The organism is Methanosphaerula palustris E1-9c (assembly GCF_000021965.1).
GTDB lineage: Archaea > Halobacteriota > Methanomicrobia > Methanomicrobiales > Methanospirillaceae > Methanosphaerula > Methanosphaerula palustris.
Map to the genome: position 1 here is coordinate 2,773,877 of NC_011832.1, position 25,628 is coordinate 2,799,504.

Sequence of the window (25,628 nt, forward strand, 5' to 3'; positions counted from 1 at the left end):
TGAGAAGTCACTATTGGATATAAAAGTATCTTAAAGGATAAACGAGGATTTAAAAAGATTATTCTATAGATCCAGAGACGGCAATATCATAGACCGCATGCCACTGCCCTGGGGAGTACGACCGGACCCTCCGCTCTCGGACCCCTGCAACGGGTAGATCCTTGAGTAGGGGCAGCGCCTCGCCCTCGGTTGATTCGAGCATGTACAGGTGGACCATGCCGCTGGGCCGGCAGAGGAAGATGGCGTCTGCAACGAAAGCCCCCTTGGAGAGCGGGAGGTTCATCACCACCCGATCGAACTGTCCGGGCAGGAAGATACCCTTCAGGTGGCCGGCATCGGCCAGGACCGGCAGCAGGTTCCGGCATCGGTTCAACCGGGCATTGACCTGCATCTGCAGCACCGCGGCGGGATTCAGGTCACAGGCGACGACCTGCGAGGCCCTGCCGGCCAGGGTGATCGCGAACGGACCGGCCCCGGCAAACATATCGAGCACCGCCTCACCCTCCTCCATCAAGGAGAGGAGACGTTGCCGCTCGTTGGCCAGGCGGGCAGAGAAGTAGACGGTCGAAAGGTCGAACTCGAAGTGAAGCCCGTACTCCAGGTAGACAGTCCGGGTCGTCTCCTCCCCGGCCAGCACCTCGAACTGCCGGGTCCGGTACTCTCCCTCCACCGGTGAGACCGGGTACAACACGGTATGGAGCGAGGGGCGGGAGGCCAGCAGGGTGGCCGCTCCAGCCATGTCCCGCTCCTGCAGGATCGCAATCCCCCCAATCTGTTCATGACGGGGAAGGATCGGGTGACCAGGTTGCGGAATGAACTCTGACCTGACCGCCCCGCTGATCGGCTCAGTCACTGGAAAGAGGAGATGATCCCCCTCTGCTCTGACCCGGAGGGAGAGGTCCAGCACCCCCTCATGAATCAGCCGCTGCCTGACAACTTCCCCCTCCTTCTTCACTGCCTGCAGACACCACTGGCTCACCGGCAGCACCTCATCACGATCCATCATTTATCTATACGCCCTAACACTATTCATGGATGAGTACCTCGCTGCGCTTCGGAACAGAACGCAGAAACTGTATGCCCTTGAGAAGGTCCTCCCGCCGGCAGAGGCCGTCAAGGTCAGGCGGACCTTCATCGAAGAGGAGACCGGAACCACCCTTGAACACGTCGGCGCCTACACGATGGCGATCGACCAGGCGGTCAAAAAGAATATCGAGAATATGATCGGAGCCGTGCAGATTCCAGTCGGGGTGGCCGGCCCGCTGCGGGTTCACGGCGAGTACGCAGATGGGGAGTATTACCTCCCGCTGGCCACCACTGAAGGGGCGCTCGTCGCCTCGGTGAACCGCGGATGCAGCGCGATCACTGCGGCCGGCGGGGCCGAGGTGAGGATCATCCGTGACGGAATGACCAGAGCTCCAGTCTTCGCCACTGACTCGGTGATTCATGCCCGGTCGGTCGTCGACTGGGTAGAAGCCAATCAGGACCGGATCCGGGCCGTGGCAGAGTCGACCACCTCACATGGCAGGTTGATCGGGACCATGACCAGCGTGGCCGGGACCAGTGTCTATCTCCGACTCGAGTTCGATACCAAGGACGCGATGGGGATGAATATGGCCACGATCGCCGGGACAGCGGTCAGCACCATGGTGGCCGAGGAGACCGGAGCACGCCTGATCTCGGTCAGCGGCAACCTCTGCACCGACAAGAAGCCGGCGGCCATCAATGTGGTCCTCGGCAGGGGTAAAACCGTCGTTGCCGGGGTCCATCTGACCGAAGACCTCTGCCGGACGATCTTCAAGACCTCGGCAGCCATCATCTCCGAGGTGAACATGCGCAAGAACCTGGTCGGATCGGCCCGGGCTGGTGCGCTCGGGTTCAATGCCCAAGCTGCCAATGTGATCGCGGCGACGTTCATCGCCTGCGGTCAGGACCCGGCCCATGTGGTCGAAGGGTCCTCCTGTATCACCACCGTCGACCCGGTTGAAGATGGAATCTATGTGGCGGTGACGATTCCGGCCCTCCAGGTCGGCACCGTCGGCGGCGGAACCGGCCTCGCCACCCAGAGGGAATGCCTCGCCCTGCTCGGGGCCAACGGAGGCGGCGAACCGGCCGGCAGCCATGCAAAGAAGCTGGCCGAGATCATCGCCGCTGGGGTGCTGGCTGGGGAACTCTCACTGCTCGGGGCTCTCGGGGCCGGTCACCTGGCCAAGGCCCATCAGCAGCTCGGACGGGGAGAGGTCCCTAGAACCTGAACCAGCGCATCATCACCAGGGCGTCTTCACCGTTGGCATAATACTCCGGGATCAGAAAGACATCCTGATAACCATTTTTCTCATAGAAACGCTGCGCAGTGAGGTTGGAGACCCTGACCTCGAGCTGGACCCCAGAGGCCCCCTCGACAGCGAACTGGTGCTCGGCTCTCGCCACCAGTTTCCGACCGATCCCCATCCTCCGAAACGCTCCAGTGACCGCGAAGTTACAGATGTGGCCATACCGCTCCTCTCCAGTATCCTCAAGTGCACCCGCAATGAACCCTGCCACCTGCTGCCGGTAATGGGCGACAAAGAAGTGATCCCCACAGGTCTCAAGAACCCACTCAAGGGTCGGCAGGTCCCAGGGATCGGCGAACGATTCCTCCTCGATCGCAGAGATGTGGGGGAGATCAAACGGACGTGCACGGTGTATCAACAACTGCTCGTCTGTCATGGAATATGTGGGGTAGAGATTGGTAGAGCCATCATATATGTGATTGCTATAAGTGGCCTTCGATCAAAAATATACAGAACCGACCCTGGCTGATATCTATGGTGATCCTCTATCCGTTCCCGGCAATTCGTCCCGACCCAGTACTGGCCCAACAGATCGCCTCTGTTCCCTATGATGTGGTGAGTGCAGACGAGGCGCGGGCCTGTATCCGGAAGAATGAACTCAGTTTTCTCCGCGTGATCAGATCCGATGCGGAGCTTCCCGACCTCCCCCCCAATAACGACCAGGTCTACCTGGCCGCACAACAGCGATACGACCAGATGTACGCCGCAGGCCAGATCAGGGCTGACGACAAACCCGGTCTGTACCTGTACCGCGTCGTCCAGGGAGACCAGATCTTTCTTGGCCTCGTCTGCTGCCTGGACGTCGAGGACTATATCAACGGGACGATCCGAAGGCATGAACTGACCCGCTATGACAAGGAGGAGGACCGGACCCGGCACATCGGGGCTGTCAACGCCAACACCGGCCTTGTCTTCATCCTCTATCGCGACCAGGCATCACTCGCCGACCGCCTCGCCTCGCTCGTCCCTGCACGGGCACCGGATACCGAAGTGACCAACAAGCAGGGCGAACGTCATCAGATCTACCAGATCACTGATGAAGCGACCATGGCCACAATCCGGGACCTCTTTGCAACCGTGCCGGCCCTGTATATCGCTGACGGCCACCACCGGGCCAAGTCAGCTGTGAACGTGGCGCTGAAACGACGGCAGGAAAAGACCGCCACCAAGGAGTCAGAACGGTTCATGGCTGTCCTCTTCGCCGACGACCGGGTCAAACTCCATGGCTACAGCCGGCTGGTCACCGATCTCGGCTCATATACCACCGGTACATTTATCGAAAAACTGAGGTCCCTCGGCACCGTCACCGAGTACGGCCTCGTGGAGACCAGCCGGTTCCACATTCCTCCGGCCGGTGAGACCTGCGGAAGGCACCTGCTCCACATGTACCTGGACTCGACCTGGTATGAACTCTCATTCCCTGCTGACCCGGCAGAGGATCAGATCCAGGCACTGGACGTCCAGTTCTTGCAGACCCATGTCCTCGAAACGCTGCTCGACATCAACGACCCCCGTGGGGATCCCCGTCTCTCGTACATGGGTGGAGCCAGACCGCTCTCTCATCTCACCGCAGCGGTCGACTCGGGAAAATATGCGGTCGCCTTCTCTGTCCAGCCGCTCTCGACCGGGACGGTGCTGTCGATCGCAGACAACGGCCAGGTGATGCCGCCCAAGTCCACCTGGTTCGAGCCGAAACTGCTCAGCGGCTACGTGATGCATCAACTCTCCTGAAATCGCCGGGGATCGTGCGCTGATCAGCCCGATCTCCGCATTCCCATCTAAAAACCATTATATTTTTATAAAGGCATAGTTCCTCATGGATATTGCTATCATCGGCGCCACAGGGTATGCCGGCGGGGAGTTGATCAGACTCCTGGGCATGCACTCTGCTGCAGAGGTGGTCTGTGCCACCTCACGAAGGGTAGAAGGCACCCGGGTCAGCGCGGTTCACCCCCAGCTGAACGGTTTTACGGATCTCTCCTTCACCAATCCATCCGTGGATGAGATCGAGGCAGACGTCGCGTTCCTTGCCGTCCCCCATACCGCCGGGATGCAGTACGTGCGGGCGCTGCTGGAACGGGGGATCCGGGTCGTCGACCTCTCCGCCGACTACCGCCTCCCACAAGAGATCTTCGAGAAGGTCTACGGGGTCACGCACACCGACTACTTTGCGGCACCATATGGACTGCCCGAACTGCACCGGGAGGAGATCCGGGGAAAACACTTCATCGCCAACCCCGGCTGCTTCCCGACAGGGGCGACACTGGCAGCAGCGCCGCTCGCGGCCTTCGCCGATACGATCATCTACGACTCGAAGAGCGGAGTCTCCGGAGCAGGGGACAACCCATCCGCGACCACCCATTTCCCCAACGTCGCCGACGCGATAACCCCATACAAGATGACCACCCACCGCCACCTCGCCGAGATGAAGATGGAACTGGAACGGCTCCATGCGAAGGCTGCCTGCTACTTCACCCCGCACCTGCTGCCAGTGAACCGGGGGATCCTGACGACCGCCCATATCCTCCTCCGCGACCCCCTGAACCAGGATCAGGTCGAAAGGATCTATAAGGACTACTACAAGGACGAATCCTTTGTCAGGTACCAGAAGCCCTCGATCGCAGCGGTCAGGGGCTCCAACTTCTGCGACCTGATCGTCGAAAGCGAGGGGAAACGGGTGGTCGCGGTATCGGCGATCGATAACCTGGTCAAAGGGGCCAGCGGACAGGCGATCCAGAACATGAATCTGATGTGCGGGTTTAAAGAGAACGACGGACTCGCCAGTGCAGGGCTCTTTCCCTAGGTGTTATGATGAAAGTATCTGAGATAATGACGACCAACCCCCTGGTGATCCAGGCTGATGCAATGGTCAGTGAAGCGGCAAGGACTATGCGCGAGAAGCACGTCGGCGGACTGCCGGTGCTGGATGGGACCAGGCTGGTCGGGATGGTCACCGACTCAGATCTGCTCTCGCTTTTGAAGACAGGTGACCTATCAGATGACCTCTGGCTCCCGTCACCGCTGGAGATCATCGAGGTTCCGATCAGGGAGTTCATCAACTGGGAGAAGACCAGGGGGGCCCTCCGTGATATCAGCGGGATGAAGGTGCGCGAGGTGATGAGCGTTCCAGCGATCACCATCGACCAGGAGGCCGAGATCAGCGAGGCGGCGGCGGTGATGCTCCGCGAGAAGATTGTCAGACTTCCGGTGATGGATAAGAGAACCCTGGTCGGGATCGTGACCAGGTCGGACATCGTCCAGGGCATCGGCATCGCTGGAAAGGAGGAGATCGTATGAAGTCAATCTGTGCAATCGATGGGGTCAGGGCCTGGGGTATCAAAGAAGGGAAGTACGGTCTCTCCCTGATCGCGGCCGAAGGGACCGTCGCCGGGGTGCTGACCAGAAACCTCGTCCGCGCCGGCCCGATCGAGGCGATGGTAAAGCGTATCGAGAACGGTCGGCTGGCCGGGGTGATCGTCAACAGCGGGTGTGCAAACGCCTATACCGGGGAACTCGGGTACCAGAACGCAGAGGCGATGGCTGTGATCGGAGCGGAGGTGCTCGGCACCACCCCCGACCTGATCGGGGTCGCCAGCACCGGCGTGATCGGCCGGCATCTGGACCTAGACCTGATCCGGCGGCAGGCTGCAACGGTGGCCCCACACCTCACCTCCAGTGAGGAGGCCGAGGGACGGGCAGCCAGAGGGATGATGACCACCGATCTGGCCGAGAAACATGCACTGATCAGAGGGGACGGGTTCTCCGTCGCCGGGCTCTGCAAGGGAAGCGGGATGATCGCCCCGAATATGGGGACAATGCTGGCGTTCCTGTACACCGATGCGACGGTCGAGGCACCGGCCCTGCAGCAGATGCTCCAACAGGCCGTGAACCGGTCGTTCAACCGGGTCGTCGTAGACGGAGACACCAGCACCAACGACATCGTCCTCTGCACCGCCACCAACCAGCGGGGAACCGTCGACCCGGCGTCGTTCAGTGCTGCCCTGGAGACCTGCTGCCGGTCGCTCGCGATTCAGATCGCCGCAGATGGGGAGGGGGCGACCAAGTTGATCGAGATGATCGTCTCAAAAGCCCCCTCTGAGGAGGAAGCCGCGACGGTGGCGAAGACGATCATCGAGTCACCGCTCGTCAAGACCGCGGTCTATGGCGAAGACCCGAACTGGGGACGGATCATCGCCGCGGCAGGCAGGGCAGGGGTCGTCTTCAACCCGAACCGGGTCTCCCTGTTCTCAGGAGAGGGGACAAAACGGGTCCCGCTGGTCAGGGACGGCACGATCGTCGTCGACCTGGCCGCAGCCAAGGCGAGCATGCAGGGGAAGAAGGTCGTCTTTGAACTGGAACTGAACGCCGGCACGGCTTCAGCGACCGCATGGGGCTGCGACCTGACCGAGAAGTATATCGATATCAACGGGCGGTACACCACATGAAGCGCGAGGATGTGCTGATGGAGGCACTCCCCTACATCCAGCAGTTCCATGGTCAGATCTTTGTCATCAAACTCGGCGGGCATGCGATGGTCGATCAACTGGTGCTTGAGGCCGCGATAAGGGACGTGGTGCTGCTCAGTTACATCGGGATCAGCGTGGTGCTGGTCCACGGGGGGGGCCCTGAGATCACCGACAAGATGAAGGCCATGGGCAAGGAGCCCAAGTTCGTCGGCGGCCTCCGGATCACCGATCAGGAGACCCTCGAGATCGCCCAGATGGTGCTGGTCGGCAAGATCAACGACGGGATTGTATCGCTCATCGCCAAGTGCGGGGCACGCGGCGTCGGGATATCAGGCAACGACGGTTCCCTGCTGATAGCCAAAAGAAAGGAACTACAGGTCGTCACGATCGAAGACCGGACCGAACGGGTGGACCTCGGGCATGTCGGAGAGATCGTAGAGGTCGACCCAGCGATTCTCCAGATGCTCCTTTCGAACGAATATATCCCGGTGGTTGCCCCAATAGCCATCGACCGTGAGAGCAACAGTCTAAACATCAATGCCGACACGGCTGCGGCCAAGATCGCCGTCGCCCTTCACGCCGCAAAGTTGATCAACCTGACCGATGTGGACGGGGTGATGGACGCTGAGCGGACCCATGTCTATCGACGGCTGAAGGTCGACGAGACCAACGAGATGATCAACTCAGGGGTGATCAGCGAGGGGATGATCCCTAAGGTGGAGGGGATGGTCTATGCACTGGACCGTGGCGTCGGCTCTGCTCATATCATCAACGGGAACACCGAACACAACCTCCTCCTCGAACTCTTCACCAGGGACGGGGTCGGAACGATGATTCATCCCTAAAAAAATTATTTTTTGCGATTCGTCAGAGCCGTGCCACGCAGACGAACCGGTCATAGATCGGATCGCGCTCGTTCTCAAATGCCTCGACCGTTCGACCCTGTTCTTCGCACCATTCCCGAACCAGGTGCTGTTCAGGTTCCGTGCCGACCGTAATCACGGTCTCCCTGGTCAGATTAAGAAGTTCGTCGACGATCTGGTGCCAGAGATCTGCGGTGAACGGATAGACCGCACCGAGCATGCTCCCGATTCCCCGCTCCGCAGGGGAGAGGAAGACGCTGGCCTCAGTACCGTCGATACAGAGAGTCTCTACCGGCACAAGCCGGCCGGATGCGAGGCCGAGAGCGAGCAGATGGGGATCGTTATCATAGGCGAGCGGGTGCATCCCCATCTCCCGGAGCACCGCAGACCCGACCCCTGAGCCGCAGCAGCAGTCGAGACAGGTGACTCCCTGCCCTGGCTGCCAGATCTCGGCGAGCAGGTTCTTCAACTGTAACGTTCGGGCGTCGGTCAGGTCGACAGCGGAGGGGACGACCATGGCCAGCATCTCGTCCGCATAGTACTCCCTGACTGCGGCCGCCCAGGCGTCACGACTCTCCTGATAGAGATCACCGTCCGTCTCTTCGAAGAGTTCCAACACCTCGACCGAGACGGGCCGATACAGGAAGGAGGTGCAGGTCCACCCGTCTTCGCCACAGAACGCCGCTGCGAGCGGCTGGTCCTGCTCATCGATCAGGAGTCGCCCATCTGATATTGGGCCTTCACCGATAATCTCTGAGAAGACCGGGTCGGTCATCTCTGAAAGGGTCGGCTCGATGAACCGTACCTCTGCAAGGTCAAGGATCCTGGCTGCGTTTTGAAGTGTCTTCATTCCTTCACCTGCTCCTCTGCCGGATCTGCTGCATACGCCACTGATTTCGGCTCTGGTTGTTCTTCAGATATCTCATCAGGTTCCACTTCATCTTCCTCTACCGCTTCCCCAACCGGCTCTTCATCTGATTCCTCCTCCACAATGACCGGATGCGGCACCATCCTGAGCCCGTCTACGGCCGTCATCGTGCCATCGATGCGTGCCCCTTCGTGGACAGTCAGATCCCCAGCCATGATATTTCCGAGGACATGGGCACCGGGATAGATCTCGACAGCACCCTCGGAGGAGACGAGACCATGGATCGTGACCCCTTCGTGCAGGACGATCCCGCCAGCCGCCCGCAGCGACCCAAAGATGGTAGTGTCCTGACCGACGGTGACCGAGTGGGCACGGATGTTGCCGTGCAGCCGGCATTCCTCGCCGATCTGCATCGTATCGGGCACCGAGAAGTACTCCATATCCAGCACCGCACCAGAGGGGATCACCAGCGGGTTCTCATCCATCTCCTCAGAGAAGAGATCGGCAAAGACGGTATCGGCGTCCTCGCCCCGGTCGATCCGGAGCACTGCCATCAGGTACATCAGGAAGTAGACGATCACCGGGAGCGGGTTTCTGATCGTGATCATCCCCTTCGCCTCGAACCCATGCTCGATCTGAACCTTATCCCCGATCTCCAGGTCCCCGGTCACCGAGAGCCGGCCGTGGACCTTCACCCCTTCACCGAGGAAGGCATGCTCGGTCGCAGAGAGGTTTCCGTTCACCTCCGACCAGTTCCCGATATGCACATCCCCACTCGCAGAGATTGCACCGTTGATGGTGCAGAACTCGCTGATCATCACATCGGCCCCGTGCAGTCCGTAGTCAATGGTGCTCCGGTCCCCGACGACGATCGTCTGATCGGTCATCAGCATGTGCTCCTGCAGTTCCGTCCGATCCGGGATGATACAGCAGAAGATCTGCTCGTCCCCCTGTTCACTGGTCTTGGTGGTCATTCTCTGGTTATGCCCCGTTTATGTCCCGTACTTGTGCGTCTTATCGATCAGATCCAGCAGGATCCAGAGTATGTCAGCCCCCCGGATCCGGTTCAGTCCTCCAGCGGCACAGGCTATCTCGTCATAGGCCTGCACCAGGTCAACCCTGACCCCATCTCCCCTGATCAGCACCGGCACCGGGTCTGCGCTGTGTTCTTTGATCGGGCAGGGGGTGCTATGGTCACCCATCACCGCGATGATACAGTCGTTCCGCTCGAGGAGGAGAGCCAGCGCAGCGTCGATCCGCTCGATAAAATCACGCTTCTCGATGGCATGGCCGTCATGGCCAGCCTCGTCAGCTCCCTTGATGTTCAGGAGCACGAAATCATGGGTGTCGAGAGTAGCCATCAACGTCTGGACCTTACCGGTGAGGTTGGTGGTGGTCGAGCCGGTGACGCCCTCCACCGGAATATATTCGAGACCGACGGCCTTGCCGATCCCAGTGACCAGGGTGGCGGCGGCGATCACAGCGCCTGACAGATCGTACCGCTGCTGGAACGGCTCGAACCCGCCCATCTCGCCTGCCCCGCGGATCAGCACCACCGAAGCCGGCGATTCCCCGTTCAGGACCCGTGCCCTGTTCATCGGGTGATCGGCCAGGATAGCGGTAGACTGCCGGATGAACTCGTTACAGACCGCGGCAGTCTTCTGGTCCTCCGGATTCGCCGAGACCGGCATCACCTGATGCGGAGCGACACCATCCTCTTTCGGGTCGTTCGAGGTGACGCCGGCACCAAGCCCCTCCCCGGAGAGGGCGAGGGCTGCCCGATGGCCAGCACCTGAGGCGAACGAGAAGGTGACGCCGAACGCCGAGAGGTCCACCTGATCGGTAATAGCCGCGGAGAGGAGACGGGTGTCATGGATCCGTCCGGCGCGCCGGTCGGTCACAAGACCGTGATCGTTCTGGGTCGCAAAATTGGCTCGAAATCCGATCATTCCGTGCTCCATGTGGATTCCACAGCCTTCGGCCTCGAGCGGCCCGCGGCCGGTGTAGTAACTCTCCGGGGGATACCCGAGCAGACTCAGGTGCGAGGTGTCTGAGCCGGGTCTGATTCCAGGACCGATCGTGTCCATGATCCCGGTGATCCCCTCGGCTGCAAGCTGGTCGAGGATCGGGGTCTTTGCTGCCTGCAGGGGAGTCATCCCGGCGAGTTCACCGCAGGGACGGTCCCCTATACCGTCCAGCACAAGCATGACGATCTTGTGTGCAGTCATCAGAGAAGGTTGGATGCAGAGGGAGTTATTGTTGGCGATCGGATCAGGAAGAAGAGGCAATGGAAAAGAGCGGTACTGCATGCAGCAACAGAGCAGGGGTAATCCCCCTGCTCATCGGCTGCGATCGATCACCCAGGGTTATGCGATGATAACCTTGGACTCGATCTTTGACTTGATCACTTCAATTCTGCGGATCGGGAAGATTCCCTTCACCTGTGCGAGCATATCGCGGGAGATCGAGCCGGTGACGATCCCGTCGACAACCGTTGCCCAGTCGTTCTGAGCGACAAAGGTGGCCATCTGGGCGCTGATCACGTTTCTGATCGCATGAATCTGGCTCGAGTTCGCTCCGATCAGAGTGTAGCAGGTCACGGTCAGATGAATCCGCTTGCCATCCTTGGTCGAACCCATGATATGGGAGTCGATCCGGGAGGTCCGCCGCTTGACGAGCGAGCGGAGGTAGTCCTTGGTCAGTTCATGTCCGATGAACTCGGTGTAGGCTGCATCGCCGGCGACCCGGGAGATCTTGAACTTCATCTTGATGTGCTGCTTGGCAAAGTCCTGAGCGATCTCACCGAGGGTGGTGCTCATGACCCTGCCGACAAGGTTCGCTGAGTCTGCAGCGATCGTCTCGCCGATCGGGGTGCTCCCGAATGCCTCAGGCACATATACCTTGTACCAGCTCTTTGCTTTCCAGCCTTCTACACGACGTCCAATCTGTTTCTTCTTTGCCATTCTATCACCATCTTATTTTTAGAGGAACTTGAAGAGTTCCTTCTGCTCACCAACCAGGGCAGTTACACGCTCTGGCCAGTTGTTCATATCAAACCCTTTCTGTGCAAGGAAGGCCGCAGTCCAGCGCTCAAGCCCGATGCCTGAACACCCTGACCAGCAGTCCTTTCCGGTCTGCACCTTGACGTTGAAGCCTTTCGGGTACTTGTCCCCGTTCACCGAGACGTTCTGGAACTCCAGCCATGAGTCACTGTACGGGAGAATGGCCTCGTAGTCGGTGGTTCCGATCCGCTCGTTCACTCCTTCGCCATCGAGCATCCCTTCCTGTGCCATAAACCAGGGGGTGACCTTCGCTGAACGCCACTCCAGGTTCAGGACCTCATCGAAGAGGTGCTTATACGCGGCATGGAGTTTATCGGCCGTCTCGACGACCTGCTCGGGGGTCCCGAGCCAGAGGATCTCGATCCGATGGAACTCGTCGACACGCTCAATCCCGTGGATCCCGCCGCTCTCATACCGATGGGAGGTTCCGCTCCGATCGAATATTCTGATCGGGAGGCAGTCGCTGGCCAGGGTCTGGCCCTGGACAAACGGCCAGAAGGATGGGCACTGCGCATAGCAGAGACCCCCGATCGGACCGTCGACCTTCTCCCGGATCATATCGATCGGCACCTTGCCGGTCACCTTGAAGTAATCGCCGACCTCTTCCCAGTACGCTGGATCACGGGTCTTGGGGGTGCAGACGTAGTAGATCTCTGGGTACACACCTTTGGCGTGCCCGGACTTCTCCCAGACCTCCCAGGGAACCAGCTTTGGGAAGATCATCTCAGTGAACCCGAGGGTTGTGATGATCTCCTCCATCACGATCTGCTCGAAGGCCCGGAAGAGCTGCACCGACTGGGGACCATGGATCCACTGACCACGTGACAGAGCATGCTTGATCCAGCCACGTTCGATCATCTCAGCGGTCGGATCACCATTGAAGAAGCGTTCCTTCTTCTCGCTCTCGTACAGCAGTTCCCAGTGCTCGCCCTTGCCGCCATAGGTCAGCGCCTCCATCTTCTCCTCGATCAGTTTCACGATCCGGTCTGGGATCTTCTGTTCGAGGTCGGTGGCACTGACCTGCAGCGAGAGTTCGATCTTCTCTGCGGTCACCTCGGCGCTGCTGATGAACGGTAGCGTCGGGACTTTCAGCCCCTCCGGCACCGGACCAGTGAGCGTGATCTCATACCCGGTCACCTGAATATCCCGGAGACCGAGCCGGAACCTGCCGAGGGTGGCCGTGATCTGTTTTCTAAACCGGAAGAGGGCGTCATGAACACGGGTGTACGGCCCGCTCTCAATGGTCAGCGAGAGGGTGTTCCCCTCGATCTTCCAGTCGGTGATTCTCCCGATCTCATCATCAGTCGCCCCTTTAGGTACCCCCCGCCGGAACATCACTGTGTTTGAGTCGGTGACTGTCTTCTCTACCGCCTCGGCTGCTTCCCCGGGTATCTCCCCGCTGAAGGAAAGATCAGCCGTCAATGCGAATCGTACAAACATGTCTCCTCCGCAACTCCTAGATTCATCAGATAATCGTCCACCGTCGCAATGATCGATCGCAGGTTGGTGCCGCTGACCGTACTCTCAAGGCCCCGCTCTGTGAGTGTGGTCAGGATCATCCCATGATTATCGGGGGTGACCGCAGCACCACAGCAGGCAGCATCGGGATGAACGGTCAGGATTATACCTCCGATATGAATCATACCAGGGCCTCCGTCAACTGTTCGAGAAAGCCGGGAACAGCTGCAGACCTGATGGTCGCACCCCCGCGGTGGCGGTGACCGCCGCCCGTGCCCCCATAATCGAGGGCAAGGTCAGCGAGCAGCCGGCCGAGGTCTATCTCCCTCGTCTGTGGTGTTCTGACTGACAGACGACTGGTAGGCCCTTCTGCTGCCACGACGACGACCAGGTCACCTGAGGGCAGATCACACTGGAGGGCGTCGGCCACATCTCCGACGAGCGCCGAATCAGGCACCATATAACAGCCGGCCCAGTCGCCGATCTGTTCGCGTCCGTTGATCGCTGCGATCACCTGTTGTCGGAAGCGGGCAGTGACAGCCCATGCCTCGGCGATCGAAACGGCGGACCTGAGGCAGAGGGAGGCTGCGAGCCCCCCCATCCCGGCCTTGCCGCACCCGTCGATCACAGCCGCCAGGGTGTGACCGTCCTCGATCACCTCCCGCTGGAGACCATACTGATCCCCATAGACCCGATCAAGGGCTGCGGGAGATGCCTGTTCTGCAGCCGCAAAGACGATCGCCGAGAGGAGGGGTTCCTCTGACCCCTGCTCTCCCTCATCTGCGATGATCTGTTTGACCGTCTCCTCATCGCCGCTGATCCCGGCCAGGTACGGCGAGGTGGCCAGTAGCAACTGCTCTTCCCGGGTCCGACCCGGGAGGAGGAGGCCACGCTCCGGCGAGACCACGCTGTTGCCAACCCCTTCATTGAAGATATCCCGGTTCGGTCCTTCCATCTGCTGATGATCACCGATCATCCCGAGCAGTGCAAGTCCCGCCAGGTCGCGGTTGTCCCCGAGGGCGGAGGCGACCAGATACGCACACCCTGACGCCGGGAGGACCTGCTCACCATCGAGCCCGAAGAGGTTCGGGTTCAGGTGATAGGCCCCCGGGAACCCGGGTGTGTGATGGTCGATCACGATCGTCTGGTCGGGGAGGCCTGCGCTGCCGGATCCCATATCACAGAGGATGACCGGCTGCTCCGGATCCTCAGCGAGTGCAGGGAGGCTGCCAGCTATCCTGAGCCGGAACCCGATGCCGAGCCGGTAGAGCCCATGGCAGAGGATCGCCGCTGCGGCTATCCCATCCGCATCATGGTGCCCGTACACCTCGACATACTCCTGTTTCCGCAGATGATCGGCGATCAGCGCTGCCCTCTCCCCCAGTGACATGACGACGCCTGTGGTCTACCGTGAGAGCAGAATCTCAGCGGTATCAGGTTTGTAGACCCAGCCTGCGGGGAGCTTCTTGGAGCCCACGTAGTACTTGACCAGCCGCCGAACCTTGGACTCAGTCAGCTGGAGCTGCCGCTTGTTCAGCAGGTCCTTCTTATTCTCCCCCATGTGCTTTCGCATCCGGAGTGCCTTGACTATCAGGTTCCGGAGATCCTCAGGGATCTCAGAAGCGAGCCCGTTCTCTTTTAAGACCGCGTTGATCCGCTTTCCGGTCGCCAGCTTCACATCAGGGACGCTGTACCGGTCACGGAGGATCAACCCGATCTCACTGGTCGACTTCTCGTTCTTCTTGAGTTCGACGATCAGTTTCTCAATCTCTGTGCTGTCAGTCGTGGACCAGACAGGCGCTTCTGTCCTGTGCGGCCTCACTGAGCCGGATTTACCCCTGCATCGGGCATGCATTCGTGCCATAATTCACCTCCAAATCTATCAGAGTAAGTCCAGAAAAGAGCATGTACGTATTTGTGCGTACGTCTGTTGCATCAGCTCTGTAATCCCTGAGCCCAGATCTCTGGGCAGTGCCATCCCCTGATTGTTCAGGAATCTGCAGAAAAACTGCAATCCGGCACGTCGGACTTACGTATGATTACACCGTTCACACAGTGCTACCCTACCTATTGGTGACCTGACGATAATAAGGATACTGGTGGATAGACCCTTTCCCAGCTGGTCAATCCACCGCCAGGAACGTAAGCGGGGAAGAAATATTAAAAAATTATTTTTTATCTTTTTTCTTGGACTTGCCCATCGATAGGATATCCACCGCGTACTGCCCCTCTTTTCCCAGCCCGAGCACAAGTCCCCCGTTCTGAGCGAGTTTCTCGATATTGATCTCGTACGAACCGGGTCCATTGATGCTGATGCTCTCGAGCCGATCGAATATATCCTTCTCTCGCTCTTTATGGGCCGGTCTCACCTGGACAGTCTCCTGATCGCCACCCAGTTCCTCGATCGTTCCTACAGGGCTCTTGTCTGCTTCGATCGCTGGGGCTGGCATCCCCTCCACCTGATCGACAGGGTGGTCCTCCTCCCTGACATAGAGGAACTTCTTTCCACCACAGGCCGGGCAGCCCTTGAGGATCTCAGGGGAACCATCCTCAAAGATCTTCTCACAGTGTGTGCATTTGTGGGGCATAGGGGTGTACCGTCTCTACCGTGACGAAATCCACGCACTCAACAGATCTTTCTCTTTGCGCAGCATCTTCAACTGGTTCGCCGGGCCGATCACCGTCAACTTGGCCGGGGCCTGTTGCTTGCCAAATATCCGTGAGAAGAGCCCCCCTGACGTGTTCTTCCCAGGATAGGTCTCCATCTCGATCCCCGAGAACCCATCTGGAGTGATCTCCATCATGGTCATCTCGATCAGTTTGCTCGACTCCTCTGGTGCGAGCCCCCGTTCCAGCACCACGATATTCCCTTCCATCACCTCATCAAGGATCAGGCGTATCTTCTCCATTGAGGTCATCCGTGATAGACGTTCCTCAGATATCAGATCCAACTGTACACCCTGTATCATCCTTATCACCTAGAAGAAATTGGTCATCTTTTCGTACAGCTCATCGATATTCTTGCCTTCCAGACCGGATATCATGACCACAGGGTGCTGGGGAAAGGCGCTCTTGATCCGGGCAGGGGCCGCGTCCGGGAGATCGATCTTGTTGGCGACGATCAGCACAGGCAGGTTCCGAGACTCGATAATCCCAACCATCATAATGTTCACCTGCATGAACGGGTCGAGTGTCGAGTCAAGCATATAGATGACCCCGTCGATGTCCTCGCGGAGCCAGTGCATCGCCTCGGCTACACCCTCGGTGGCCTCGCGAGCCCGCTTGATGGCCTCATCCTTCTCGATCCCGTATTCAGTGAACTCGTGGTAGTCGATCTTGGTGGTCACACCTGGGGTATCGACGATATCGATGGCGATCGAGTTGCCGTTCGCAGAGGTGATCGTAATATCCTCTCTGCGCCGTGCTCGCCGGGTCTCATGAGGCACTTCACTGACCGGGCCAAGGGCATCGCCAGTCCAGTCCCGGACGATCCGGTTGGCCAGTGTAGTCTTTCCTGCATTTGGAGGACCATAAATCCCTATCCGGGACCGCCTTCTCTTTAAAAATACCCGTAAGAACTTTGAGAGCCGCTTTCTTGCCTGTGTAAAAATATCCATTCAGCACCCCATGTACACAATCAACAACCTTGCAGATCTACTATGGTACTTCGGGATAGTTATCTCTTTTTGAACAGATCTGGAACAAAAGAATGCTCTTCCTTCCTGTAGCAAACCTTAATGAATCATAATGACTATCATTGAACGTTGACAAAGGGGGAGAATCCATGAAACAATCTTCTGATTCCATCCACCTGGAGACCCACGTGCAGTTGAAGGAGATGATGCGTCGTCATCCCGCAACAATAGACTACAACGCAACGGTAGCCAGAGCTGCAATGACCATGTGCAGTGCCGACGTCGGCAGTTGCATAGTGCTGGAGAATAACCTCCCGATAGGGATTGTAACCGAGCAGGACATCAACTGCAAGGTAGTCGCAAAGAATCATAGGCCAGGGGAGGTCAGAGTCAGTGAGATAATGAGCACCCCCCTGATCACAATAAATGCAGAGCGGACCGTCAGTGAGGCTGCCAGTATGATGGTGAAGCACCGGGTCAGGCGACTGCCGGTCGTCGACGAAATGAACAGGGTGATCGGGATCGTTACCGTTCGAGACCTGCTGTCCGTGACCAGCGAGATCAATGAGATCATGAATGATCTGATCGAGATCAATAGGCCTGACCGATATGATGGAGGGATCTGTGAGCGATGCGGAATCATGGCCACAGACCTGCTGCGTGTCGACTCTATGATGCTCTGCGGCAACTGCCGTGAGGAGGAACACCTGTGAAAGTGGCGATGGATATTGTATCAGCGGTTCCGGTATTGGGCGATCACGATCACATCACACGGGCCAGGCAGGTCCTGCGCGATGATGCGTTCCGTGAGATCTATATCGTTGATGCAAAGGGGCGGTGTACCGGGTATATCGATATCTCCGATGCACTACGGGTGAACGCGACCAGATCGAACGTGACGCTGGAAGGGTTCGTCAAGACAGCAGCGATGGTGACCCCCGAGGACACGCTGGAGAAGGTCGCAGCGACGGTGATACAATCACGGACCGACAGCACAGCAGTGGTGGATTCCAATGGAAAACTGATCGGTGGGATCCTGGTCTCCGACCTCTTCCCCATCGTGCTCTCGCGGCATGAACCAAAGGGAAAGGTCGCTGACTGCATGTCGAAGAAGGTTGTGACCGCAGAGGCGAACGATCCGCTTCAGCGGGTCCACACCCTGATCATCGAGAGCGGGTATACGGCCTTTCCTGTGTTGAAGAAGCATCTGCTGATCGGAATGATATCAAGGCGCGATCTCCTCGATGCAGGTCATTTCAGGCGTTCGCTGATGCAGTCTGGGAATGCGATGGTCGAGGAATTGATGACCACTCCAGTCATCTCGATCTCCCCTGAACAGGAGATCAGAACCGCTGCAGAACTGCTGATCAAGCATGACATCAGCAGGTTGCCTGTCGAAGAGGATGGAAAGGTGGTCGGGATCCTTGACCGGCACGATGTGTTGAACGGGCTGAAGATCCAGGCAGAGAGGACGCTGTGATATGAACCAGAATGGACGTACCAACAAACAGGGGGACAAACTATTGAAGATGCCAGGGAAGTTTGATCGTGGTCCTGTAGAATTCGAGTCCAGAATCGTCGAACAGCAGGGACAGGTGATGGGGATCGCAACCAGGGATGTGATTGCAGTTGCCCAGACCGCGACGATCATCAATGCGGTCGAGACGATGACCACCTGTGGGTTCCGCAGGTTGCCGATCGTCGACCCCGGCACCAGGAAGATGCGGGGGATCGTGACCGCGAGCGACATCATCAGCCTGATGGGTGGGGGGGATCGGTATAGTCTTGTCACGGTGAAGAACGAGGGAAACCTGATCGCGGCTCTCAACGAGAGTGTTCGGGAGGTTATGAGTCAGCAGTTCATCTCGCTGACGCCAATGGCCTCAATTCAAGATGCTATCAACCTGATCGTCGAGAAGAAGATCGGCGGAGTGCCGATCCTCGACGATCAGGGGGTCCTTCAGGGGATCGTGACCGAACGAGATCTGATGCGCCTCTTTGAGACAGAACGGAGTATGCTGACAGTGGAGGAGATCATGTCCTCCCCGCTGCGGGTGATCGGGCCTGATAGTCCGATCAGTGCAGTCACCAGAGAGATGGTGAAGCATACATTCCGACGTCTGCCGGTGGTCAGTGATGAGGTTCTCTTTGGGATTATCACCTCGACCGACATCGTCAAGTATCTGGGCACTGGCCGGGTCTTTGACCAGTTGGTGACCGGGGATGTCAGCGAGGTGATGGCACTGCCAGTCAGGGATCTGATGTCAGGGGATCTGATCACCACGACCCCGAACACCGGCATCACCCAGGCATCCAAGGAGATGCTCGATAAGGGCATCGGGGCACTCCCGGTGATCGAAAACTCCCGGTTGATCGGCCTGGTCACTGAATTCGACCTGGTTAAAGCATTTGCAGGGCGGTGAAATGCATGCATGCATCAGAAATTATGTCTGCGCCGGTCTATGTGATCGAGCCTTCAGAGAATGTGGCGAGGGCTCGGAACCTGATGTTCCGGCACAGGATCTCACGACTGCTGGTCGTTTCGAACGACATACTGATCGGGATCATCACAAAGAAGGATATAGCATACCGGCTGCGACAGTCTGAGCCATCGTGGCGGCGGCGCCCGATCGATCAGATCCCGGTCAGTGTCCTGATGATCGCAGACCCGATCACCATTGCCCCTGATACGACGATCCGGGATGTGGCCCGTCTGATGGTCAATGAAGGGATCAGCAGCCTGCCAGTGGTTGAGGACGGCACCCTGATCGGGATCGTGACCAAGTCGGACCTGATGAGGTCGGCATTGGTGGGACGGATCCACGGGGCCGTCGGGGATCTGATGGAGGACGCAACAACAGTCAGCAGGTATCACTCACTTGACCATGTGGTGAACCTGATCAGCGAACGGAACGACAAGGTGGTAGTGGTCAACAACGACGGGTCACTGGCCGGGATCATCACCGAGAGCAATCTGGCCTTCTTCGAATATCCAGCAGGTGACGTCCTGGATAAGGATGTAACGATGCTCCGCAGGGAGGAGCCGGCTGGAAGGAAGGCTTATCGGCATGTCAGGGATGTCACCTTCATCGCAGAGGACGTGATGTCAAGCCCGGTGGAGACGATCAGAGCCGACAATCTGGTAGGGGAGGCGGTAGCCTGGATGAGAGAGAGAGCGATCAACAGTCTTGTAGTGACAGATAATAATGAACTCAGAGGAATTCTCAAGAGAGACGACATTATACAGGAAGTAGCACGATGAACGGAGAGTTTTCAATTCAGGATATCATGGCAAAGCCAATCACCATCGCAAAGTCCGCAGTGATCACCGAAGCCCTCGACAAGATGCTGAACGAGGGAACTGACCCTCTGATCGTCACCCAGGGGAACGTAGTCGCCGGCACAGTCTCACGGAAGGCGATTGCCGAGGCACTCGGGTCCAAGAAGAACGCCACCATCTCACCATCCAAGATCCATGTCGCCAATGTGATCGAGGAGGAGTTCACCTCGGCGTACCCTGACCAGGGACTCGAAGTACTGATCCCACTGCTCCAGCACTACAAACTGATCGTGGTGCTGGACAAGGACCACCGGCTGATCGGGCAGGTGACCGCGGCCAACCTGCTCAAGGTGATGGTTCCGCAGGTGCCGCTCACAGGGGTGATCGAGAAGGTGAACTCGATCAATGCCGATGAACGAGTCGTCCACCTCCGCCGGCGGATCATCGACGACAACGAGAGCCGGTATGTGGTGACTGACAGCGAGGGGCTCATCGGGATGGTCACCGAGACCGACGTGGCCCGTTCAATGCGGGAGTTTCGCGAGGAGATCCCTGACAAGCACCAAGACCACCGGATCAGGAATCTGATCGTTCGGGATATCATGTCCTCACCTCTGATATCAGTGGACGCCGGTGTCGACACGGCCACGGTGGCGCAGTTGCTGTTGGCACGCTCGATCAGCGCAGTGCCGGTGGTCGAGGGAGGTAGAATTGCCGGAGTTGTAACCCGGCGTTCACTGGTCAATGCCCTCTGATCTCATTCTCTTTTTTAATGAACGACACCAGTCAATGACTCACGAATCACGGATTCTAGTCTATTTTTTATTGAACTCTATTGTTCTCAGATGATACTCCATATCCTCCATTTTTTACCTTCCAGGAGAATCGGAAAATTGTCGACACTCGATCAGAAGAAAGGGATCTCTGGCAGGTCGCCTTCGATACAGGTCTCTGACAATCTCTACTGAAATAAGTGAAAAAGATCTATGACCGGCAGGGAGGATCAGAGAGACTATTTTGAATAGGAAGACTCTCTGGTTTCTGTGATGTGTTCAGGGTGTATCAAGATCTGATTTGCGGGATAACTCTCTACTGATTACAAACTTGGAGAGATCGGACTGGAAAAGAACTGGTTGAGAAAAGCGCGAAAATAAAAAAAATGGTCCCTGGTGAGCAGATGCTCACGAGACTGTGACAGTGTGCGTTGCGGTCCTTGTTGAACCGTTCGCATCAGTCACCGTCAGGGTGATGGTGTACGTCCCTGCGTTGTTGTACCAGATTCTGTTCAGGCCGATGTTCTGGCCTGAGAAGGTCTGGCCGTTCCCACAGTTCCACTTCCAGGAGACGGGGTTGCCGCCAGTGGTGGTGTCTGTGAGTGCAACGGAGAGTGAGTGTTTTCCGGAGGTTGGGCTAACGGTGAAGCTAGCCGCCCCAGTGGTTGGCTGTGTGGTTACGGTTGTGGTTGGCTGTGTGGTCACGGTCGTGGTTGGCGTTACACCAGACCCGATCGTGATGTAGTCAAGGTTCATCCTTGAGGCACTGAAGGCAACCTTGACAACATTCCTACCCTGTTCGAGGTGAAGTGTACCTGCAGAGGTGAAGGAGTTGTAGGTGTCGAACGAGCCGGTGGATGCAACACTGACAGGGGTCGAAGAGCTACCTGCTGAGACAGTCACCGTCTTTGTGGTTCCGTCTGGGTTGGCTGCTCTGAGGGTAACTGGGTAGTCGCCGTCTGCTGCTGCTTCGACTGAGTAGGTGAGGTATTCGCCGCCGATGACGTAGGCAACAGCGTAGCCGCTTGCGCCTGCTTCGATGTCAACATCGTCAGTGCGGTATGCCCCGCCTGCGTTGCCGGAGGTGGTGTCATAGTAGGCGACGTTCTGTCCACCGAGGTCATAGTCCTCGGCCTGGACAGTGCCAGGTACGTTGTGTGGCCCGTTGTAGGGCTGACCCTGGGTTGCCGTTGTTGTAACAGTGGTCGTTGGTGCAGCGGAGACGTTGATCGTCTTGCTGGCAGTGCTGGTCTGGGTTCCGTTCGTGACGGTCAGACTCAGGGTGTAGGTGCCAACAGCACTGTAGATGTGGTTGATGTTCTGGCTCGATGCGGTGAATCCGTCACCAAAGTCCCATGACCATGCGGCCGGGTACCCGGTGGATGCATCGGTGCCGGTGACTGCAGTTCCGAGCTGGACAGTCTGTGCGTTAACATTGAAGGCTGCCTGGAGAGTCTGCGGTGCAGCGGTGACGGTTATCGTCTTCGATGCAGTGTTGGATCTGCTTGAGGTGGAGTTGACTGCCTGCAGCTGTACCGTGTAGGTGCCTGCTGTTGTGTAGGTATGCGCTGGTGGATTCTGCAGGGTTGATGTAGCCCCATCGCCGAAGGTCCAGACCCATACATCTGCATTGGTCGACTTGTCAGCGAACTGGACAGAGAGTGGTGCAACGCCGGTTGTCGGGGTTGCGGTGAAGTCCGCGACTGGAGTGATGACTGGTGCTGCGGAGACGGTGATCGTCTGCAGTTTCATGTCCCCAGCTCCAGCTGCATTCGAGGCGGTCAGAAGAACGCCGTAGGTGCCTGCAGTGGCAAAGGTGTGTGATGGGTTCTGGACATTGCTGGTCGAGAAGTCATCAGTGAAGGTCCAGCTCCACGAGGATGGAGAGTTCGACGAGGTGTCGGCGAACTGCACGGTCAGGGGCGCCTGTCCGGCTGCCGGAGCGAACGTGAAGTTGCTGACCGGCTTGCTCAGTGAGATGACCGAGACCACCTTGGACTTGGTGCTGGTTCCGACACTGTTCTGAGTTGTCAGGGTAACGGTGTAGTTCCCTGCGGTTGTGTAGGTGTGGCTTGGGTTCTGTGCTCCGGAGATAGATCCATCGCCGAAGTTCCATGCCCATGCAAATGGATTGTTTCCGGACAGGTCAGTGAACTGAACGTTCAGAGGTGCAGCGCCGGTGCTCGGGGTTGCACTGAAGTCGGTGACCGGTGATGGTGCACTGACGTTGATCAGAGTCGGGGCGTAGACATAGTCTGATGCACCGAGGCTGTTGGCCACCACGAGGTAGACTGCGTACTTGCCTGGGGTGGTGTAGGTGTGGGTGATATTCTGTGAGGTTGAAGTGGTGCCGTCACCGAGGTTCCAGTACCATGCAGTTGGCCGCTCTGAGGAGGTGTCATTGAACACGACGGTGAACGGTGACTGTCCTGAGACCTGTGCTGATGCAGCACTGGCTTTGGTAACTGCAGTTGTGTTTGCATTGAAGCTGGCAACCGGGTTGCCGAGCGGGGTTATGGTTACATCATTGATCTTGTAGTTGGTTCCCTTTGCATTGGTTGTGGTCAGCCTGACCGAGTAGGTTCCGGCGTTCTGGTAGGTGTGCACCGGGTTCATTTCAGTCGAGGTGGTTCCATCATCAAAGGTCCAGAGGAACTGGGTCGCATTGCCACCAGCGTAGGTGAACTGAACCTGAGATGGTGCTGCAAAGCTGGGTGATGTAAAGGTGAAGTTTGCATTTGGAATTCCACTAACACCAGAGACCGTAACGGTCTGTGCTGCTGCTGCACTTGAACCACCCGCGTTGGATGCGATCAGTACAACACTGTAGGTGCCCGGGGTTGCGAACGTGTAGGTCAGGTTCGCATCGGTTCCCTGCTGCACTCCGTTGATCAGCCACTGGAAGGTGGTTGGTGCTCCGGTTGAGGTGTTGGTGAATAAGACGGTCAGCGGTGCTTCGCCATCTGTTGCGTTCTTAGTGAAGCTCGCAACCGGTGCTGCAGTTACTGGAGCAACCGTGACAGTGAAGAGGTTCAGCTTAGAGTCCGATCCTGCTGCGTTCGTGACGGTGTGGTAGACCCAGAAGGTCCCTGGCACGCTGAACGAGCGGGAGACATTGGCCTGTGTCGGCACCGGCTGTCCGTCGCTGAAGATCCAGTTGTAGGAACTTGGTGAACCTGACGAGGTATCATTGAAGTAGACCGGCTGGCCGACGAGAATGGTCACAGGGTTCTGTGCGTAATTGTCAGCAGTGGATCCATTGATCTTGAAGTTCGCGCTTGGAGTTGTAGGTGAATTAACAGTTATCGTGCCTGTAAACGGAGTGGAAACTCCTGCCCCGTTTCTGGTCTGCAGAGTGACGGTGTAGGTGCCTGCAGCGGTAAAGGTGTGAGTCGCGTTCTGGACGGTCGACCCCTGGGTTCCGTCACCGAAGTTCCAGAGCCAGCTGGTCGGAGCAGCAAGGCCACCATCTGAGGTGTCGTTGAACTGAACTGACAGTGGTGCGGTTCCGGTTGAGGGTGTTGCAACAAAGTGTGCAATCGGTGTTGATGGGCCTGCTACGTTAATCCAGATCGAGGACAGGTTGCTGCCCTGTGCATTGGTTGCATTCAGGATGATCTGGTACTGCCCCTGGTTTAAGGTGAGGGACGGGTTCTGCTCAGTCGAGAAGACTGTACCGTTTTTGGTCCATGACCAGGACGATGGCACCTTGGTCGACTTGTCGGTGAATGAAACTGTCATCGGTGCAGTGCCATTCAGATAAGCGGCATTAGCGTAGTCTGGTGTTCCTGCTACTGAACTGTTCTCAACGCCATTATTCGAGGCGGTGAACGCTGATACAGGGGCAATCCCTCCATTGACAACTATTGTAAGTGAATTTGATGTTTTCTGACCATTGACGTTACCTGCAGTCAGATAGACCACGTAGGTACCGGCCTGAGTGAAGGTGTGGGTCGCGTTCTGGGTTGTGATCAGATCGCTTGCATCACCAAAGTTCCAGGACCAGGTAGTTGGAACACCGGTAGAGGCATCGGTGAATGTCAGGGCGTCTCCAACATTGACTGTTGCGTTAGAGAATGTGCTCGCACTCCCGGTCGCTCCGAAGACACCATAGGTGTTTCCGTTCAGACCGATATTGAACTGCGGTGCTACATCTTGAACAGATGCAACCGTAATGCTTGGAAGCGTGTATCCATTGACAGTCATTCCACTTGTGTTAGATGCGTATCCAGTTGCATTCTGCACATTCAGAGCGACGACATAGGTCCCAGCTGCTGTATAGGTGTGCGTTGGATTTGCATCAAGGGAGATCGAGCCATCGCCGAAGTCCCACGCCTGTGATGTGATGTTGTCATACGAGGTATCGGTGAACTTAACTGAATCACCGGCAGTGATGCTGCTGTGGTCTACCGTGAAGTTCACGATCGGCCCTATGCCTCCGTATCCTTTATCATTGGTATGGTCTGCTGTTGCCGAGGCGGCGAACGCCCCTGGAATCAACAGGCAGGCCATGATTACCATCAGAGAGACTAGGAACAGTCTGCCTGATGGATTACTCTTGGGTAATCTCATATCAATAACCTCCTTTGGTTCATAGTAGATTTAACCATCCCAAACGGTTTAAACGTTTCCATTTAATCGATTTCATTTATATACATTTCCTGATCCGAACTCTCTCGATTGGTCAAAAAGTACGATTACTCACGTTTTTTGGCCATAATTCACCTCCGACTCTCCTCAACGAAGGGAGGATCTCTCCTGACACCTCACCTCCCCGCCAAACCCGGATGAAAGCTTTGCAACCCCGATGATTTAGCAGTTCTCTCAATCTTCCCTGGCCCAGAGTTCATCTCCATCGGCCCCTGGAGAAGGGGCACGTTGACAGAGGAA

The 25,628-nt window shown here is 57.6% G+C and carries 25 protein-coding genes; 11 read left to right on the forward strand and 14 right to left on the reverse strand.

What is annotated here, in order from left to right:
- Window positions 1-58: 58 nt before the first annotated feature.
- The gene (locus tag MPAL_RS13220; protein ID WP_012619229.1) at window positions 59-1,006 is read right to left on the reverse strand and encodes a class I SAM-dependent methyltransferase; all 948 of its coding nucleotides are present in this window, start codon (window positions 1,004-1,006) and stop codon (window positions 59-61) included.
- A gap of 25 nt (window positions 1,007-1,031) precedes the next feature.
- On the opposite strand from MPAL_RS13220, the gene hmgA reads away from it, so the two are divergent.
- On the forward strand, window positions 1,032-2,255 hold the full coding sequence (hmgA, locus tag MPAL_RS13225; RefSeq protein WP_012619230.1) for a hydroxymethylglutaryl-CoA reductase (NADPH): 1,224 nt from the start codon (window positions 1,032-1,034) through the stop codon (window positions 2,253-2,255).
- On the opposite strand, the gene rimI is transcribed toward hmgA, so the two are convergent.
- A complete protein-coding gene (rimI, locus tag MPAL_RS13230; RefSeq protein WP_012619231.1) occupies window positions 2,245-2,709 on the reverse strand; it encodes a ribosomal protein S18-alanine N-acetyltransferase in 465 nt (154 codons plus the stop codon). The genes hmgA and rimI overlap by 11 nt on opposite strands.
- A gap of 98 nt (window positions 2,710-2,807) precedes the next feature.
- On the opposite strand from rimI, the gene MPAL_RS13235 reads away from it, so the two are divergent.
- From MPAL_RS13235 to argB, 5 genes are all read left to right on the forward strand, one after another.
- Complete coding sequence (locus tag MPAL_RS13235; protein ID WP_012619232.1) at window positions 2,808-4,064, forward strand: DUF1015 domain-containing protein; 1,257 nt, start codon at window positions 2,808-2,810, stop codon at window positions 4,062-4,064.
- An 85-nt stretch (window positions 4,065-4,149) separates the two neighbouring features.
- Entirely contained in the window at window positions 4,150-5,136 is a 987-nt protein-coding gene (argC, locus tag MPAL_RS13240) for an N-acetyl-gamma-glutamyl-phosphate reductase (RefSeq protein WP_012619233.1), read from the forward strand.
- 8 nt (window positions 5,137-5,144) lie between these two features.
- Entirely contained in the window at window positions 5,145-5,630 is a 486-nt protein-coding gene (locus MPAL_RS13245) for a CBS domain-containing protein (RefSeq protein ID WP_012619234.1), read from the forward strand.
- Window positions 5,627-6,778 (forward strand): bifunctional glutamate N-acetyltransferase/amino-acid acetyltransferase ArgJ, encoded by a 1,152-nt coding sequence (gene argJ, locus MPAL_RS13250; protein WP_012619235.1) that lies wholly within the window; start codon window positions 5,627-5,629, stop codon window positions 6,776-6,778. The genes MPAL_RS13245 and argJ overlap by 4 nt, the downstream gene beginning before the upstream one ends.
- Window positions 6,775-7,644 (forward strand): acetylglutamate kinase, encoded by an 870-nt coding sequence (gene argB / locus MPAL_RS13255; RefSeq protein WP_012619236.1) that lies wholly within the window; start codon window positions 6,775-6,777, stop codon window positions 7,642-7,644. The genes argJ and argB overlap by 4 nt, the downstream gene beginning before the upstream one ends.
- A 22-nt stretch (window positions 7,645-7,666) precedes the next feature.
- Here the strand turns inward: argB and MPAL_RS13260 are convergent, their stop codons facing one another.
- The 11 genes from MPAL_RS13260 to MPAL_RS13310 form a co-directional block, all read right to left on the reverse strand.
- Entirely contained in the window at window positions 7,667-8,512 is an 846-nt protein-coding gene (locus tag MPAL_RS13260) for a hypothetical protein (protein WP_012619237.1), read from the reverse strand.
- Complete coding sequence (locus MPAL_RS13265) at window positions 8,509-9,504, reverse strand: polymer-forming cytoskeletal protein (RefSeq protein WP_012619238.1); 996 nt, start codon at window positions 9,502-9,504, stop codon at window positions 8,509-8,511. The genes MPAL_RS13260 and MPAL_RS13265 overlap by 4 nt, the downstream gene beginning before the upstream one ends.
- An 18-nt stretch (window positions 9,505-9,522) precedes the next feature.
- Window positions 9,523-10,758, reverse strand: coding sequence for a 2,3-bisphosphoglycerate-independent phosphoglycerate mutase (locus MPAL_RS13270; RefSeq protein ID WP_012619239.1), 1,236 nt, complete (start codon window positions 10,756-10,758; stop codon window positions 9,523-9,525).
- A 138-nt stretch (window positions 10,759-10,896) separates the two neighbouring features.
- Complete coding sequence (locus MPAL_RS13275; protein ID WP_012619240.1) at window positions 10,897-11,493, reverse strand: 30S ribosomal protein S3ae; 597 nt, start codon at window positions 11,491-11,493, stop codon at window positions 10,897-10,899.
- Between the two features lie 18 nt (window positions 11,494-11,511).
- Complete coding sequence (locus tag MPAL_RS13280) at window positions 11,512-13,032, reverse strand: serine--tRNA ligase (protein ID WP_012619241.1); 1,521 nt, start codon at window positions 13,030-13,032, stop codon at window positions 11,512-11,514.
- Window positions 13,011-13,235, reverse strand: coding sequence for a KEOPS complex subunit Pcc1 (locus MPAL_RS13285; protein WP_012619242.1), 225 nt, complete (start codon window positions 13,233-13,235; stop codon window positions 13,011-13,013). Before MPAL_RS13285 ends, MPAL_RS13280 begins: the two co-directional genes overlap by 22 nt.
- Window positions 13,232-14,440 carry a DHHA1 domain-containing protein gene (locus MPAL_RS13290; RefSeq protein WP_012619243.1) on the reverse strand — a complete coding sequence of 403 codons (1,209 nt, stop codon included), beginning with the start codon at window positions 14,438-14,440 and terminating at the stop codon, window positions 13,232-13,234. Before MPAL_RS13290 ends, MPAL_RS13285 begins: the two co-directional genes overlap by 4 nt.
- Before the next feature lie 15 nt (window positions 14,441-14,455).
- Window positions 14,456-14,914 carry a 30S ribosomal protein S15 gene (locus tag MPAL_RS13295; protein ID WP_012619244.1) on the reverse strand — a complete coding sequence of 153 codons (459 nt, stop codon included), beginning with the start codon at window positions 14,912-14,914 and terminating at the stop codon, window positions 14,456-14,458.
- A 304-nt stretch (window positions 14,915-15,218) separates the two neighbouring features.
- Window positions 15,219-15,638: a Zn-ribbon domain-containing protein gene (locus MPAL_RS13300; protein WP_012619245.1), complete on the reverse strand. Its 420-nt coding sequence runs from the start codon at window positions 15,636-15,638 to the stop codon at window positions 15,219-15,221.
- Between the two features lie 15 nt (window positions 15,639-15,653).
- Window positions 15,654-16,019: a DUF2073 domain-containing protein gene (locus MPAL_RS13305; protein ID WP_012619246.1), complete on the reverse strand. Its 366-nt coding sequence runs from the start codon at window positions 16,017-16,019 to the stop codon at window positions 15,654-15,656.
- 9 nt (window positions 16,020-16,028) lie between these two features.
- Window positions 16,029-16,667, reverse strand: a complete 639-nt coding sequence (locus MPAL_RS13310; protein WP_012619247.1) for an Era-like GTP-binding protein — start codon at window positions 16,665-16,667, stop codon at window positions 16,029-16,031.
- A 167-nt stretch (window positions 16,668-16,834) separates the two neighbouring features.
- Here MPAL_RS13310 and MPAL_RS13315 point away from each other — a divergent pair, with 167 nt between their 5' ends.
- The 5 genes from MPAL_RS13315 to MPAL_RS13335 are packed head-to-tail and all read left to right on the forward strand — an operon-like array spanning window position 16,835 to window position 20,720.
- The gene (locus MPAL_RS13315) at window positions 16,835-17,398 is read left to right on the forward strand and encodes a CBS domain-containing protein (RefSeq protein ID WP_012619248.1); all 564 of its coding nucleotides are present in this window, start codon (window positions 16,835-16,837) and stop codon (window positions 17,396-17,398) included.
- 8 nt (window positions 17,399-17,406) lie between these two features.
- A complete protein-coding gene (locus MPAL_RS13320; RefSeq protein ID WP_012619249.1) occupies window positions 17,407-18,165 on the forward strand; it encodes a CBS domain-containing protein in 759 nt (252 codons plus the stop codon).
- Between the two features lies 1 nt (window position 18,166).
- Window positions 18,167-19,108 (forward strand): CBS domain-containing protein, encoded by a 942-nt coding sequence (locus MPAL_RS13325; protein WP_012619250.1) that lies wholly within the window; start codon window positions 18,167-18,169, stop codon window positions 19,106-19,108.
- Between the two features lie 5 nt (window positions 19,109-19,113).
- Window positions 19,114-19,947, forward strand: coding sequence for a CBS domain-containing protein (locus MPAL_RS13330; RefSeq protein WP_012619251.1), 834 nt, complete (start codon window positions 19,114-19,116; stop codon window positions 19,945-19,947).
- Window positions 19,944-20,720: a CBS domain-containing protein gene (locus MPAL_RS13335; protein ID WP_012619252.1), complete on the forward strand. Its 777-nt coding sequence runs from the start codon at window positions 19,944-19,946 to the stop codon at window positions 20,718-20,720. The genes MPAL_RS13330 and MPAL_RS13335 overlap by 4 nt, the downstream gene beginning before the upstream one ends.
- A 426-nt stretch (window positions 20,721-21,146) precedes the next feature.
- On the opposite strand, the gene MPAL_RS14845 is transcribed toward MPAL_RS13335, so the two are convergent.
- Window positions 21,147-25,310: a PKD domain-containing protein gene (locus MPAL_RS14845; RefSeq protein WP_012619253.1), complete on the reverse strand. Its 4,164-nt coding sequence runs from the start codon at window positions 25,308-25,310 to the stop codon at window positions 21,147-21,149.
- Between the last annotated feature and the right edge of the window lie 318 nt (window positions 25,311-25,628).